Source organism: Rhodanobacter sp. DHG33 (assembly GCF_014843005.1).
Taxonomy (GTDB): Bacteria; Pseudomonadota; Gammaproteobacteria; order Xanthomonadales; family Rhodanobacteraceae; genus Rhodanobacter_A.
The window spans coordinates 126,200-140,579 of sequence record NZ_JACYXM010000005.1 but is presented as its reverse complement, the minus strand read 5'-3'; the positions used below and the strand labels follow the sequence as shown (position 1 = coordinate 140,579).

The following is a 14,380-nucleotide window of genomic DNA, read 5'->3' as shown; positions in this document are numbered from 1 at the left end:
TGGATTTGCAGGAGAGCGAGGTTGAGGCGATGGGCTAGGGTTTTTGCCGTTTCGCATGTGACCGGCGGGTGTCCGTCATCGCGTCAGTCCCTGGTTAAAGGGGCGCATGAAGCCCGGCTCTCCGCCATCAAGCGGTAGACAAGCAAATCCCGGCCGCACATCCACGACCACCGTGGAATAATCAACCCTCGCAAACGGATCGGAGCGCACGTGGACAGCCATCATTTCCTCGAGGTGGCCGTGGTGTTCCTGCTGGCCACGGTGGTCGCGGTGCCGCTGACCAAGCGCTTCAAGCTGGGGGCAGTGCTGGGCTATCTGCTGGCCGGCGTCGCGATCGGTCCGCAGGCGTTGCGACTGGTGGTCGACAACGGCGGCATCGGCGCGATCTCCGAGTTCGGCGTGGTGCTGATGCTGTTCGTGATCGGCCTGGAGCTGTCGCCGCAGCGCCTGTGGGTGATGCGGCGTTCGGTGTTCGGCACTGGCCTGCTGCAGGTGCTGGCGACCAGCGCGGTGATCGGCGTGATCGCATGGTGGTTGCTGGGCTTCACGCCGGGGGCGGCCTTGATCGTGGGCGGCAGCCTGGCGCTTTCGTCCACCGCGTTCGGGTTGCAGATACTCGGCGAGCGCAAGGAAGCCGGCTCGGCCTACGGGCGGCAGGCCTTCGCGATACTGCTGTTCCAGGATCTGGCGGCGATCCCGCTGATCGCCCTGGTGCCGCTGCTCGCCAGCACGACGCGGCATGGCTTCGACCTCGCCGGTGCGTTGCGCACGGTGGTGGTGATCCTGGCGGTGGTAGTGGGCGGCCGCTACCTGCTGCGCCCGGTGTTCCGTTTCGTGGCCAAGGCGGAAGCGGTGGAAGTGTCCACCGCCACCGCACTGCTGGTGGTGATGGGCGTGGCGCTGCTGATGGAAGCGGCGGGGCTGTCGGTGACGCTGGGCGCTTTCCTCGCGGGCGTGCTGCTGGCCGATTCGGAATACCGCCACGAGCTGGAATCCAACATCGAACCGTTCAAGGGCCTGTTGCTGGGCCTGTTCTTCATCAGCGTGGGCATGTCGATGGATGTCTCGCTGCTGCTGCGCGAGCCCGTGCTCGTGCTGGGCCTGGTGGCCGCGCTGTTGCTGCTGAAGGGTGCGCTGGTGTGGCCGCTGGGACGCATCGTGGGCGGGCTGGAACGCGGCGATGCGCTGCGCCTTGCGGTACTGCTGGCCTGCGGCGGCGAGTTCGCCTTCGTGGTGCTCAAGCTCGCCGACGAGCAGGGGCTGATCGCCGCGCGCGTGCACAACCTGCTCGTGCTGGCGATCACCCTGTCGATGGCGCTGACGCCGCTGCTGGTGGCGGCGTTGGCGAAGCTGCTGGGCGCGCGCAAGGTGCGCCAGCCGGCGCGCGAATTCGACACCATCGTGGCGCATTCGCCGCGCGTGATCATCGCCGGCTATGGCCGCATGGGGCAGATCGTGGCGCGCGTGCTGCGCGCGGAAGGCATACCGTTCGTGGCGCTGGACCATTCGGTCGAGCAGATGGACCTGATCCGCCGCTTCGGTCGCTGGAACGACATCTTCTACGGCGACCCCGCGCGTCCCGAACTGCTGCGCGCGGCGCAGGCGGACAAGGCCGAGGTGTTCGTGCTGGCCAGCGACGAGCCGGAGTCCAGCCTGCATGTGGCGCGCGTGGTGCGGCGCATGTATCCGCACCTCAAGATCGTGGCCCGTGCGCGCAATCGCCAGCACGTGTGGCGGCTGATGGATCTGGGCGTGGACGAACCGATCCGCGAGACGCTTTATTCCAGCCTCAAGATGACCAAGCAGGCGCTGATCGCGCTGGGCCTGACGCCGGAGCGCGCGATGGATCGCGTGGAACGCTTCCGCCGACAGGATTCCGAACTCATCAAGGCGCAATACCTCGTCTACGACGACGAGGCCAAGCTGGTGCAGACCACCAAGGAAGCGCTGGCCGACCTCGACAAGCTGTTCGAGGCCGACGACGAGCCGGAGGCGCGCGAAGCGCGCGAGCGCGACTCGAGTACGCCGTTGACGAGCCCGGACTGACCGATGATCCGTCCGCCGGTCCTGTGGTATCTGAGAGGTTCCTGAGCACGTAATTTCTTGCCGTCAACGAGGTTCGGTATCCGACGTTGCGATGGGCATGCCCAACTCGCCACGTCCGCTCGTCATCCGCTTCGGCCGCCTCGGCGACACCGTGCTGTTGCAGCCGCTGCTGCACAAGTTGCAGCAGCGCTACGGCGCTCCCTGCGACCTGTTCGCCATCGGTGGCTGGCCGGCGGAGCTGTACGCGGACCAACCCGAGGTGGCCGAAGTGTCCGTGCTGCAGTCGCCGCGCCGCCCGCTGCTGTTCAGCCGCGAACGTTGGCGCGCCATCGGCTGGTTGCGCCAGCGGCGCGATGCGCCGGTCTATGTGTGCGAGCCGCGGCCGCGTGCGCTGCTGCGGATCCAGAGCACGCTCCAGCTGGCGGGTGTGCCGGCAGCGCACCGCGCGTATCTGGCCGACACGCCACTGCTCGAGAACGAACATTGGGTCGACCACCTGTTGCGTTTCGGCGATTGCACGCCACCCGCCTTCCGTGGCCGCTGCGACGATCTGGTAGTCGATCCCGGCGCCGCGCCGCAGCTGCGGGTCGATGCCGCGGCACAGGCCGACTGCGAGCGCTGGCTGCATGCGCGCGGCTTGCACGATCGTCCGCTGGTGCTGCTGCAGCCGGCCAACAAGCGCACCTTGCGCTGGAACGGCGTGCGCGCGGTCGCGGACGACGACAAGGCGTGGCCGCTGCAGCAGTGGGCCGCGCTGGCCTGGACCATCCTGGAGACGCTGCCTTCGGCGCGGGTGCTGCTGTGCGGCTGCCCGCGCGAAGCCGGCCACCTGGAAAGCATTCGCGCCATCGCGGACAGCGAGGCGGTGATATCGGTCGCCGACGAACTGCCGCTGGGGCGCCTGAAAGCCTTGCTGGCCCGCGCCCACAGCATGGTGTCGGTGGACACGGGGCCGGCGCATCTCGCCGCCGCGCTGGGTTGTCCGCTGGTCGTGATGTTCGGCGGCGCCTCGCCCGCGCATTGGGCACCGCGTGCCGCGCCCGGTGGCGTGGTGACGGTACTGGGCGGCCCGCCGCACAGTACCCGGGTGGATGACTGCACCGTGCAGCAGGTCGCCGATGCCTGGCGCAACCTGCTGCCGCTGCCGACGCGCATGCGCTGGCAGGCAGTGGCCTGACCGCTTCGCCCGCGGGCCACGGAGAAACGGATTCGCTGGCCGACGATCAGGCCGTTGCGAGGGTGGGCAGTAATTTCTCCCGCACGAGCCGGCGCAAGTCGCGGAAAGGCATGGCCGGGCCCATGTTGGCGTTGCACAGAATGGCGGTGGTCAGACCTTCGTCGAGCCAGGTCTCCAGGCAGGCGGCATAGCCGTTGACGAAGCCGTAGTGCATGGCGCTGCGGCGACCGTGGTCGGGCGGCGGCAGCAGCAGGCCCATGCCGTACTGCACGTCGCCGTAGGAGCGGTCGTCCGCGGGCGAAAAGCGGTGGCTGCCGCTCAATCGGCCGTCGCGCAGGCGTCCCGGTGTCAGCATCATGCGGACGTGCCGAGCATCGAGCAGGCGGTTGCCGAACAAGGCGTGGTGCCAGCGGCACAGGTCGCCGGTCGTCGAGCGCATGGCTCCGGCGCCTCCGGTCTGTGCGATATCGATGAACTCGGCATGGGCGAATGCGCCGGGTTTGCCTTCGATGGGGGTATAGCCGTCGGCCCTGCCGGGTACGACGGCGGCCGCGGTGTCGAACGCTGTGGCGTGCAGTTCCAGTGGGCGAAAAATCATTTCGCTCGCGGCATCGGCCAACGGTCGATTCGTCACCTGCTCGATCACGGCGCCAAGCACGGTGTAATTCGCGTTGCTGTAGAGCCACGCCGTGCCGGGCGGGAAGTCGAAGAGTTTTTGCTGGCGGCTGACCGCCTTGGCCAGATCGACTTGCGAATTCGTGGATGGCGGAACGTCGGAGGTGTCGTCGTCGTGCAGGCCGGCGGTGTGATTGAGCAACTCGCGCAGCGTGAAGGCGGGCGCCTTGGCGAAGAAGGGCAGATATTTCGCGGCCGCATCGTCCAGCGACAAGCTTCCCTGCGCCTGCAGTCGGAGAATCATGGCCGCGGTGAACTGCTTGGTCAGCGAGCCGATGCGGAAGATGCTGCCGCTGACGACCGGCGTCTGTGTTTCGAGATTGGCCAGCCCATAGCTTCGGACGTACCACGGCTGGCCGCGTAGCGAGATCTGCAGGCCGATGCCTGGGCAGGCGCCGGCCTTGATCGCGCTTTCGGCAGCCCGATCGAAATCCTGCGCGAGACGGAAGGGGCGAGCGGCGGCGCCGACTGCCAGCGCTGGACGGATGGACAGGGCCGCGGCCAAGGCCGCGCTGCCGCCGAGAAAGTCGCGTCTGGAAAAGGCCACCATCGACTCCGCGATCAGGAAACCTCGGTGAACTATCCCGACGGCAACCGCGGCGAGCCAGTGGCGTTGGTCATGCCGGATGCCTGCGCTTCATTCCGTCGAAGGCAGGACAGTCATGGCGAACACGTCATTCCGACGGCTGCGCCGGTTGCCGCAGCGTCTGCCGCACGCTGGGGATGGCGCTGCTGCGCACCGCGAGCTCGTGGGCGATGTCCACGTAGCCGATCTGGCGGGCGACGTCTGCCGCGGTGCGGCCGAAAGCATCGGTGGCGCCGCGGTCAGCGCCGCGCGACAGCAGCACGCGGGCCGGCGCGAGCAGGGCATGCATGGCGCAGGCGTGCAGCGCGGTGACGCCGCGCTGGTCGGCGTGCGCCACGTTGGCGCCCGCCTCCAGCAGTGCGGGCACCAGTGCACCGAGGTGGGTGGCGTCGCATTCGCTGCCGGGACGCTGCGAGGCGCCGAGCAGCAGCAGCAGCGGAGTCTTGCCTTCGCCGTCGGCGCGGTCGACGGTGGCGCCGTGCTTGAGCAGCACGTCGAGCAGGCGGCGCGCGCGCAGGCTGTCGTTGTGCTCGAAGCCGAATTGCGCAGCGGCATGCAGCGCGCTGTGGCCGCGCGCATCGACGGCATCGACGTCGGCCCCGGCGGCGAGCAGCGCCTCGGCCAGTTCCGGGCGACCCATCGCCGCGGCCACCATCAGCGCGGTGTTCTGGTTCGGCAGGCGCTGGTCGACCTCGGCCTTGCGCTCCAGCAACAGCGTTACGGTGCCTTCGCGGCCACCGGCCACTGCAGCGACCAGCGGCGTGATGCCGTTGGCGGTGGCCAGTGCGGGATCGGCGCCGGCATCGAGCAGGCAGGCCGCGATCTCACGGTGACCGGCGCCGCAGGCGTGCAGCAGCGCGCTGGCGCCGTGCGCATCGACGGTGTCGACGGGAAAGCCCAGATCCAGCAGGCGTTGCACGGCGGTCAGCGCGCCGGCCTGCGCCGCCGCCGGCAGATCGTCGGCGCGCAGCGGACGGCGCGGACGTGGCCAGTGGCCCCAATCCAGCCAGCGGTCGATCGCGGGATGTTCCAGCGCCAGGCCCAGTGGCGTCTCGCCGTTGGCATCGGCGGATTCGGCGTCGGCGCCGTGGGCGATCAACGCGCGGACCATGGGCAGCGCGGCTTCGCCGTGCTCCAGCGCGGCGAACAGCGGCGTGCGGCCGTCGCGGTCGCGGCAGTTCGGGTTGCAGCCGCGTACGAGCAGGGCGTGCAGCAAGTCGGGCAGGCCGTTCACCGCGGCGAGCTGCAGCGGCGTGCGCTCGCGTGCATCGGGCCCGAAGGGATCGGCGCCGCGTTCCAGCATGGCCAGCGGCAGCGCCGAGCCCTGCGTCGAACCGGCCAGGCGCTGCAGCGCCTGCGCCAACAGGCCGGCGCCGGCTGGCGTGGAGCCGGACTGCAACAGATCCTCGATGGCTTCGGTGGAAGCGGGGAGTTGCAGCAGCAGGGCGTCGAACAGGCGGCGCCCCAACGGCGGCAACGCAGCGCGTTCGCCATCGGCAGCGACGGACTCGTCGTCGTGCGCGTCGTCGGGTTGCTGCGCGGCGAGGCGCGCTTCGGCATCGAGACCGTGGTCCAGCAGCCAGCGCCGCGCCTGGCTCAGGCCGGGCTGCGCCAGGTCGAGGTAGAGCTGGGCGAGTTGCGCTTGCGGCCATTCGCGCACGCGTGCGGTGAAGCCGGAGACGATGGCCCAGTGGCCGAAGCGCAGCGCGTCGAGCAGGTGTGCCGGCGTGTCCGCGCCGCTGGACAAGGCCATCTGGCCGATGCTGGTGGGCAACGGCGTTTCCGGGTCGAGCAGGGCGACCAGGTCCCAGCGGCCGGTGGCGGCGGCGTGATCGAGTGCGCTGCGGCCGTCGCTACCCGGTGTCTTCGGTTCCGCGCCCAGCGCGAGCAGCGCACGCACGGTGTCGGCATGCGCACGCGGCGATTGGCAGGCGAGCGTGAGCGCGTCGCGACCGTGGCTGTCGCGCGCGCGGGCGTCGGGCTGCGTTTCGGCGAGGCGCTGCACGATGCCCACCGCGCCGGCACGCGCGGCTTCCATCAATGCCGTGCTGCCGTGGCGGTCGGCCAGCGCGGCGTCGGCGCCGGCGGCGCACAGTGCGCGAGCGATCTGTTCGTGGCCTTCGGCTGCGGCGGCGATCAGCGCGCTGCGGCGGCGCGTGTCCACCGCATTCACCGCAGCGCGGTGCTTGAGCAGCAGCTTCACGCCGGCAGGATCGTCGTCGGGAATGCCGGCGGCGGCGACCAGCGCGGGTTCGCCGTTGGCGGGAGCGGCCTTGGCGCCGCGTTCCAGCAGGAATTTCGCCAGCGTCCAGTTGGCGGCGCGGCAGGCCACCGCGAGCGGGCTGGCGCCGGACCGGTCGAGCGCGTTGATCGGTGCGCCGGCGTCCAGCAGCATCGCCGCCACCATCGGTTCCTCGCCGAGCACGGCGCCGTGCAATGCGGTGCGGCCTTCGCCGTCGGCGGCGAGCGGATTGGCGCCGTTGGCGAGCAGGGTCATCACCGCTTCGGCGCGGCCGTGCAGGCTGTCGCGCGTGGCGGCGAGCAGCGGGGTGAGGCCGCCGCTGGCGCGGTTGACGTCCGCGCCCTTGGCGATCAGCGCGCGCAGCAGGCGGGTATCCGGCAGCAGCGCCGCGAGCATCAGCACGGGACGCTGGTCGCGGTCGCCGGGCAGCGGTGCGGTGGCCGGATCGGCGCCGGCCTCGACCAGTGCCAATGCGCGTTCGATGTCGCCGTCGCGGGTGGCGGCGAGCAGGGCGGCGGCCTGTTCCGGCGTACCGGCTGTGCGCTCCTCTTCGCTCAATGGGGCGACGACGACGGGTGCGGCCGGCTTTGCAAAGGCCTCACCGGCCAGTTCGGCGCGACGGCGATGCTGGTCGTGCTGCGCGCACAACAAGGTGCGCAGCGTGCGGTTGGCCACGATCAGGCAGCCCAGCGGCAGCACCAGCACGCCATACAGCGCCAGCGCCGCGGTGCGGATTTCCGAAGGCAGCACGCCATAGAGGCCGCTCAGCGCGATGGTGCCCCAGGTCATCACCAGCAGGGCCAGCGCGGCGGGCAGGAAATGGCTGAAGAAGCGTTCCTCGCGCGACAGGTGGCGGCCGAACATCAGGCTGCGCAGGGTGGCGGTGAAGATCCACGAGCCGTCGTGCTTCGCCGGATAGGCGTCGTCCCACACGAACACCAGGCCGAACGCAGGCCACGGCCGCCACAGCACGGCCAGCGCCAGCACCAGCGTGGCGACCAAGGCCAGGGCCGCGACGAGGCTGTGCGACTTGCTCAGCGCCAGCATGGGCCACGCTACCAACACGAACACGATCACCGCGTAACCGGTGAACATCACCAGGTGCGCGGCACCGCGGCGCAAGACGGTACGCGCGAAGCTGGGCTCGGGTTCGAAACCGATGGCATGGCACACCGCGGCCATCGTCAGCGCGTTGGCCAGCAGCAGCGGTATGAGGGTCAGCGGATGGGCGACCGTACCGGCCAGCGCCACGGCGAGCAGCCCGGGAACGAACCAGGCGAGTGTCTGCAGGAGTGGCGGGCGTCGGCGCGATTTGGTCTGGGTCATCGTCACAGTATAGGAATCGTGATGAAGGCAGACGGTAACCTCGCGTTAACGCGGAAACCGCAGGTTCAATCCTGCTGCGTGCCGCGCAGGGGCGCGCCGTAGGCCGGATGGTTGGCGCCGGTCAGCGCGCTCTCCGGCGGCAGCTGCAGATGCCAGCCCTGTTCGCCCAGGTGCGCCAGTACCTGGGCGGCGTCTTCGCGCGGCAGGCGGCGCTGCGGGTCCAGCTGCAGTTCCATGGCGAAGCGCAGGTCGCCCAGCATGCTGCGCAACGATTCGGGCAAGACGCCGAAACCGTCGCGTTTAGCCAGCCATAGATAGGTGTCGGGCTTGCGGCGGCTGGCGTAGATGTAGCACTGCATGGCGGTCTCCTGATTCGCGGCGGCGAGGGCGCGGATTATCGCTGCGATTGCTGCGCCAGCACTTGCAAGCCCCGGAACGAGCGGGCACAGTGCCGCGCAGGGATGTTAAACGCCCGTATGAATTTCGTGTGGAACCTGTCCGCATGCGAATCGCCCAACACCTATAAGCAAAGCAGGAGCCCGTGATGCACAAGTCTCTCCGTTCCCTTTCGAGTGCCTCCCGTCCGCTGACGCTCGCCGCGCTCAGCCTGGCCGTCGCGGGCGCCCTGGTCGCGCCGGGCATGGCCCATGCCAGCGCCTTCCAGTTGCATGAGAACAGCGCACAGGGAATGGGCCGCGCCTATGCGGGTTCCGCCACGGCCGGCGGCGATCTGTCGGTGGTCGAAAACAACCCGGCGGCAATGAGCGACTTCGACGGCACCTACGTGCAGGCCGACATCACCGCGGTCAACTTCAGCGCCAAGTTCAGCGGCACGGCCACCGACGCGCTGGGCCGCCCGATCAGCGGCGGCAACGGCGGCGACGCCGGCACCACGCTGCCGGTGCCTGCGCTGTCGATCGCCACCAAGGTGAGCGACCGCGTGAACCTCGGCATCGCCTTCGACGTGCCCTACGGTTTCCAGACCGAATACGACAGCAACTGGGTGGGCCGCTACGACGCCATCAAGACCCTGCTGCGCTCGTACGACACCACGCTGTCCGCCTCGTTCAAGATCAACGACGAGTGGAGCATCGGCGCCAGCGCCATCGCCGAGCGCACCAATGCGCAGCTGACCAACGCGATCAACTTCAACGCCGTGGGCCTGGGCATCCAGCAGGGCATCGGCGAGAAGGCCGCCGCGGCCATCGCGCAGATCCAGGCCGCCGCCGCGGCCGGGCAGATCTCGCCGACGCAGGCCGCCGCCATGGCCCAGGCCGCCGCCGCGCAGGCGCAGGCCGCCGCCTCGGGCGTGGCCGCGTTGACCCCGCAGGGTTCGGACGGCTACGCCAACGTGCAGGGCAACAACTGGGCCTGGGGCTGGCAGATCGGCACCTACTGGAAGCCGACCGCGAACGATCGCGTGGCGCTGGACTACCGTTCGCGCATCACGCACGACATCGACGGCACCGCCAACTTCACCACCACGCCGGGCTACGATCTGCTGCTGCAGAACCCGCAGCTGTCGGGCAGCATCCCGGCGTTCCAGCACACCAACGGCACGGCCCGCCTGACCAACCCGGCCACGGCAACCTTCAGCTACTGGCACCAGGAGTCGCAGTTCGGCATCGGTGCGGACGTGTCGTGGACGCAGTGGAGCGTGATGCGCAGCCTCACGGTGAACTACGCCAACCCGACGCAACCGGCCACCACGCTGCCGTTCAACTGGCGCAACACCTACTACGTCTCGGTGGGCGGCGAGTACTACGCCACCGACAAGCTGACCCTGCGTGCGGGCGTGGCTATCGACCAGGCGCCGATGGATGCCGGCAACCGCGATCCGCGCGTGCCTGACGCGGCGCGCCACATGGTCACCTTCGGCATCGGCTACAAGGCCACCGACAACTTCCAGATCAATGCGGCCTACGCGCACATCTTCGTCTCCCACGCGGGCGTGAACGGCGCGGTCGATGCCACCGGCGACATCCTCACCGGCAGCTTCGACGACTACGGCAACCTGCTGAGCCTGTCGGCGCAGTACAAGTTCTGATCGCTTCGGCGAAAGGAACACTCTCAAAAGCCTCCCCGTTCGCGGGGAGGCTTTTTTGTCAGGTGCCGCTGCAGCAGCCGCTGCCTTGCTGGATCGGCGGACACTTGACCGTGCCGTAGGAACAGAACACGCAGCAGTCTCCCGGCAACGGCCGGAGCAGCGCATGGCAGGACTCGCATTCGTAGAACCACTGGCACGCGTCGGTGGGCATGACCTCTCGCTTGGCCGTGCCGCATTCGGGACAGGTGATGGTCGACTCAAGCGTGATGCTGGACATGCGAGCGACTTTACACGGCCCGACAGACATGCCGCGAAAGCAAATGGCAGAGCGTTATGCCCGGGCAGAACAGGCCATGCGGCGTCTTGGTGCTGCTAGCCACCAACGCGTCGGAGCCATCAACCACGCTTGAGCATCAACCCCAGCATCTGCCGAAAGCGCTTGCCGTAGGGCGGGTTGAGCAGGCCAGCGCCATTCCAGCGTGCCTGGCGGAACACGGGTTTCATGTGCGAGAAAGTGCGGAACCCGGCTTCGCCGTGGTAGCCGCCCATGCCCGAAGCGCCGACGCCGCCGAACGGCAGCTCGTGCTGGGCGATGTGGTAGAGCGTGTCGTTGACGGTGACGCCGCCGGCGTGGGTGCGGGCAAGCACGCGGTCGATGAGGGACGAGTCCGTCTCGAACAGGTACAGCGCCAGCGGGTGCGCGCGCGCACCCACGTAGGCGATGGCTTCGTCCAGCGTGTCGTACGGCAGCAGCGGTAGCAGCGGGCCGAAGATTTCTTCTTGCATCACGGTCATGTCGTCGCGCACGTTCGCAAGCAGCACGGGCGGCAACAGGCGTCGCGCGGCGTCGGGTGCGGCGTCGCTCAGCGGTTCGATCGAAGCGCCGGCGGCTTTTGCGTCGTCGCGCAGCGCGGACAGCCGCCCGTAGTGGCGCTCGGTCGCGATGCTGGCGTATTGCGGGTTGCGCGCGAGGTCGGGGTACAGGCGCGTCACCGCCGCACGCGCGGCGGCGATGAATTCCGCCATTTGCGCGCGCGGCAGCAGCACGTAGTCGGGCGCGATGCAGGTTTGTCCTGCGTTGACCAGCTTGCCGAACAGGATGCGTTCCGCCGCCTGCTCCATGCGCGCGCCGGGGCCGAGGATCGCGGGCGATTTGCCGCCCAGTTCCAGCGTCACCGGGGTGAGGTTGGCGGCTGCTGCGCGCATCACGTGGTGGCCCACGGCGGTGGAGCCGGTGAACAGCAGATGGTCGAACGGCAGCGCGGAGAAGGCCTGGCCCACGGTGGCGTCGCCGTTGATGACCTGCACTTCGTCGTTGCGGAAGTATTTGGTGACGAGTTCGGCGAACAAGGCGGAGAGGCGCGGCGTGTATTCGCTCATCTTCAGCATCACGCGGTTGCCGGCGGCCAGCGCATCCACCAGCGGCCCCACCGCGAGATACAGCGGGTAGTTCCACGGCACGATGATGCCCACCACGCCCAGCGGCTGCGGATGCAGCTCGGTGCGTGCGGGCAGGAACAGCAGGTCGGCGAAGCGGCGCTTCGGCCGCATCCAGCGCTTGCCGTGGCGCAGGGCGTGGCGCACGGCCGAGAGGCTGGGAAAGATTTCCAGCAGCTCGGTTTCTTCCGTCGGGCGGTTGCCGAAATCGGCGTGGATCGCGGCGGCGATGCCGTCGCGGTGCGTTTGCAGAAGGCGTTCCAGTGCGCGCAGGCGCTCCGCGCGCGTCCGCCAGTCCGGCGAGAGATCGCAGGACTGGGCCTCACGCATGTGCTGCAGGGCGGCGGCGAGATCAGGCATGGTCACCACCTCGCGTGCAGTTCCATGCCCCAGGTGCGCGGCGGCATGATGTTGGCGTAGGGCGTGCCGAACACTTGCCCCGCGGTGTTGTCCACGCCGTATACGTAGCGATGGTTGAACAGGTTGCTGGCGAACACGGCCACGCCCCAGCGGTCATGTGCGGCGTCCCAGCCCAGCCGTACGTCGGTGCGGTTCTGCGCGGTGCCCACGGAGAAATTGGGACTCATCTGGCAGGTGCCTTGCTGCTGCGAGCCGCTGTTGCAGCGGGTTCTGGAGCGGTAGCCATAGGTCCAGTCGAAGCTCACGTCGCCGTTGGCCACGTCGCGCCATGTATAGCTGGCGTGCGCCGTATAGGAATACTTCGGCGTGCCGGTGGGCTGGTTGCTGACGTCGATGTCGTTCTGCACGGTGTTGAGGTAGGTCTGGTCGATGTAGGCGGCATTGAAGCCGATCTGCAGTGCGTCGGTCGGCTGCCACTGCAACTCGAGTTCCGCGCCGCTGGCCTGTTCGTTGCTGCTGCTGATGCCATAGTGCGGGATGGTGGTGTCGGTGAACAGGATCAGGCTCTGCTGATTGAGATACCGATAGTGGTAGATCGATCCGTTGAGCAACAGGTTCGCTGCCGGAAACAGCGTCTTGACCCCCGCTTCGTAGTTCCACACCGTCTCGGGCGCATAGGTCGAATTGAACTGCTGGAAGCCGAAGCCGCCGGCCTGGTAACCCTTGGCCACCGAGACGTAGCCCATGATGTTCGGCGTGAACTTGTAGTCGAGTACCGCACGCGGGCTGACGTCGGTCCAACTGCGGTTGGCATTCACCAGCACGCCCACCGGCGAACCGGTGCCCTGGGTAAAGATGACGTTCTGACCGAATGCGGCCAGCGCGTATTGCGCATCGGGCGGAAGCATCGCGGTGATGCCGGCGTTGTTCAGCGCCAGTACGGTGGCATCGAACTGCGGCGCGTCGCGCGGCGGGTTGTACCAGCTGAAGCTTTTCTGGTCGTGGGTGAAGCGCACGCCGGTGGTGAGGTTGAGGCTATCGCTGAGGTGCCAGATCACATCGCCGTATACCGCCCACGACTTGTAGTTCTCGTCGTTCATGATGCGCTCGCGCCACATGTCGCCGAGCAAGGTATAGGGTAGCCCCATCGCGGCCAGCCCCTCGCTGATGTCGGTGAGCGGAGTGCCCACGCCCATTACGTTCTGCGCCAGGGTGTCGAGGCTGTCGGTGGTGACGCCGGCCTCGCTGGTCTGGCGTCCCTGCTCGCTGTACCAGCTGGTGCCGGCCACCCAGTCGATCAGGTCGGTGTTGCCGCTCAGCTTGAACTCCTGGTACCAGCTGTTGTTGTGCTCGTAGTTGCCGGTTTCGAGGTAGTCGACGATGTGGTTGGTGCCGTCGTAGTCGCCCAGATTCACCGTGTCGAAATTGCGCCAGGCAGTAGTGGAGGTGAGGCTGCCCCAACCGAAGTTGTGGTCGATGGTGAGCGTGCTGCCATCGAAACGCCGCTTCTCGATCGCGTTCACTGCATCGTTGTAGAGCGGAGTGTGCAATGGATTGAGGAAAGTGGCCGGGTCGGCCGGGAAGGGCGCGCGCTGGTTGGTGTCGTTCGAGAGCGGGATCAGCCCGAACGCCGGATGCGGCGGTTGCTTGAGCTGTTCGTGGTCCCAGGACAGCAGCACGCGGGTATCCGGCGTGAGGTTCCAGCGGAACACCGAGCGCGTGCCCCAGTCGTCGTTGACACCGTAGTGTTTGCCGGTGGCGGCATCCTTCACCCAGCCGTCGCTCTGGTTGTCCATCACGCTGACCCGCAGCGCCATGTCCTGGTTGAGCGGGATGTTGACCAGCGCGTCGCCGTAGCGCTCGCCGTAGTTGCCGATACGCAGCTTGCCCTCGGCCTCGAAATGGTCGCTGGGCTCGTTGGTGACGATGGAAATGGCACCGCCTGCCGCGTTGCGGCCGAACAGAGTGCCCTGCGGGCCTTTCAGCACCTCGATGCGCTTGAGATCGTTGAAGGCCAGCAACGTGCCGCCGGTGCTGCCTGCATAGACGCCGTCGATGTATACGCCCACCGGCTGGTCGACGCCGATGCCGAAATTGCCCGAGGACTGCACGCCGCGCAATTCAAACGAAGGCTGTGTGGGCTGGGTGGCTCCCACCACCAAGCCGGGCACGAAGATGTCGATCTTGCTGATATCGGTGGCGGCCAGCGTGTCGACCTGCTTGGCCGAGACGATCTGCAGCGCGATCGGTACGTCCTGCACTTCCTGCGCACGACTCTGGGCGGTGACGGTGACGGCACCGAGCTGTTTGGCCTTGTCGGTGTCGGGCTTCTTGTCGGCGTCGGACTTGGAGTTCGCGGATGCGGTGTCCTGCGTGGGTGCGGCAGCCTGGTCGGCCAGTATCGGCAAGGGCGTGCACAGCAGCAGGACGGTGCCGCCGTACAGCATCTGGCGCACTACCGCGGACAGTGGTCGTTGGCGCATC

Annotated in this window: 9 protein-coding genes; 3 read left to right on the top strand and 6 right to left on the bottom strand. The window is 68.3% G+C overall.

Features of this window, described 5'->3' with window-relative positions; translation table 11 throughout:
* The first annotated feature begins 210 nt into the window (after positions 1 to 210).
* Together IHE46_RS11195 and IHE46_RS11190 are read left to right on the top strand one after the other, a co-directional pair.
* Complete coding sequence (locus IHE46_RS11195) at positions 211 to 2,046, top strand: monovalent cation:proton antiporter-2 (CPA2) family protein (RefSeq protein ID WP_192164726.1); 1,836 nt, start codon at positions 211 to 213, stop codon at positions 2,044 to 2,046.
* Between the two features lie 97 nt (positions 2,047 to 2,143).
* Positions 2,144 to 3,223 (top strand): glycosyltransferase family 9 protein, encoded by a 1,080-nt coding sequence (locus IHE46_RS11190; RefSeq protein ID WP_192164725.1) that lies wholly within the window; start codon positions 2,144 to 2,146, stop codon positions 3,221 to 3,223.
* A gap of 46 nt (positions 3,224 to 3,269) precedes the next feature.
* On the opposite strand, the gene IHE46_RS11185 is transcribed toward IHE46_RS11190, so the two are convergent.
* The 3 genes from IHE46_RS11185 to IHE46_RS11175 all read right to left on the bottom strand — a co-directional run bounded on the left by IHE46_RS11185 (position 3,270) and on the right by IHE46_RS11175 (position 8,411).
* Positions 3,270 to 4,445: a serine hydrolase domain-containing protein gene (locus IHE46_RS11185; RefSeq protein ID WP_192164724.1), complete on the bottom strand. Its 1,176-nt coding sequence runs from the start codon at positions 4,443 to 4,445 to the stop codon at positions 3,270 to 3,272.
* A 127-nt stretch (positions 4,446 to 4,572) separates the two neighbouring features.
* Positions 4,573 to 8,052, bottom strand: coding sequence for an ankyrin repeat domain-containing protein (locus IHE46_RS11180; RefSeq protein WP_192164723.1), 3,480 nt, complete (start codon positions 8,050 to 8,052; stop codon positions 4,573 to 4,575).
* Between the two features lie 65 nt (positions 8,053 to 8,117).
* Positions 8,118 to 8,411, bottom strand: coding sequence for a YcgL domain-containing protein (locus tag IHE46_RS11175; RefSeq protein WP_192164722.1), 294 nt, complete (start codon positions 8,409 to 8,411; stop codon positions 8,118 to 8,120).
* Between the two features lie 185 nt (positions 8,412 to 8,596).
* Between IHE46_RS11175 and IHE46_RS11170 the strand changes: the two genes are divergently transcribed.
* Complete coding sequence (locus tag IHE46_RS11170) at positions 8,597 to 10,099, top strand: outer membrane protein transport protein (RefSeq protein ID WP_192164721.1); 1,503 nt, start codon at positions 8,597 to 8,599, stop codon at positions 10,097 to 10,099.
* Positions 10,100 to 10,157: 58 nt separating this feature from the next.
* Here IHE46_RS11170 and IHE46_RS11165 read toward each other — a convergent pair whose 3' ends face one another.
* From IHE46_RS11165 to IHE46_RS11155, 3 genes are all read right to left on the bottom strand, one after another.
* A complete protein-coding gene (locus IHE46_RS11165) occupies positions 10,158 to 10,376 on the bottom strand; it encodes a GDCCVxC domain-containing (seleno)protein (protein ID WP_192164720.1) in 219 nt (72 codons plus the stop codon).
* A 119-nt stretch (positions 10,377 to 10,495) separates the two neighbouring features.
* The gene (locus tag IHE46_RS11160; RefSeq protein WP_192164719.1) at positions 10,496 to 11,896 is read right to left on the bottom strand and encodes a coniferyl aldehyde dehydrogenase; all 1,401 of its coding nucleotides are present in this window, start codon (positions 11,894 to 11,896) and stop codon (positions 10,496 to 10,498) included.
* A gap of 2 nt (positions 11,897 to 11,898) precedes the next feature.
* Positions 11,899 to 14,379, bottom strand: coding sequence for a TonB-dependent receptor (locus IHE46_RS11155; protein ID WP_225562995.1), 2,481 nt, complete (start codon positions 14,377 to 14,379; stop codon positions 11,899 to 11,901).
* Position 14,380: the final 1 nt, after the last annotated feature.

Bases quoted from the DNA above. Each gene is read 5' to 3' on its own strand.
- IHE46_RS11175 (WP_192164722.1), bottom strand. From the start codon at position 8,411: ATGCAGTGCTACATCTACGCCAGCCGCCGCAAGCCCGACACCTATCTA.
- IHE46_RS11170 (WP_192164721.1), top strand. From the start codon at position 8,597: ATGCACAAGTCTCTCCGTTCCCTTTCGAGTGCCTCCCGTCCGCTGACG.
- IHE46_RS11160 (WP_192164719.1), bottom strand. From the start codon at position 11,896: ATGCCTGATCTCGCCGCCGCCCTGCAGCACATGCGTGAGGCCCAGTCC.
- IHE46_RS11155 (WP_225562995.1), bottom strand. From the start codon at position 14,379: ATGCGCCAACGACCACTGTCCGCGGTAGTGCGCCAGATGCTGTACGGC.
- IHE46_RS11180 (WP_192164723.1), bottom strand. From the start codon at position 8,052: ATGACCCAGACCAAATCGCGCCGACGCCCGCCACTCCTGCAGACACTC.
- IHE46_RS11190 (WP_192164725.1), top strand. From the start codon at position 2,144: ATGCCCAACTCGCCACGTCCGCTCGTCATCCGCTTCGGCCGCCTCGGC.
- IHE46_RS11165 (WP_192164720.1), bottom strand. From the start codon at position 10,376: ATGTCCAGCATCACGCTTGAGTCGACCATCACCTGTCCCGAATGCGGC.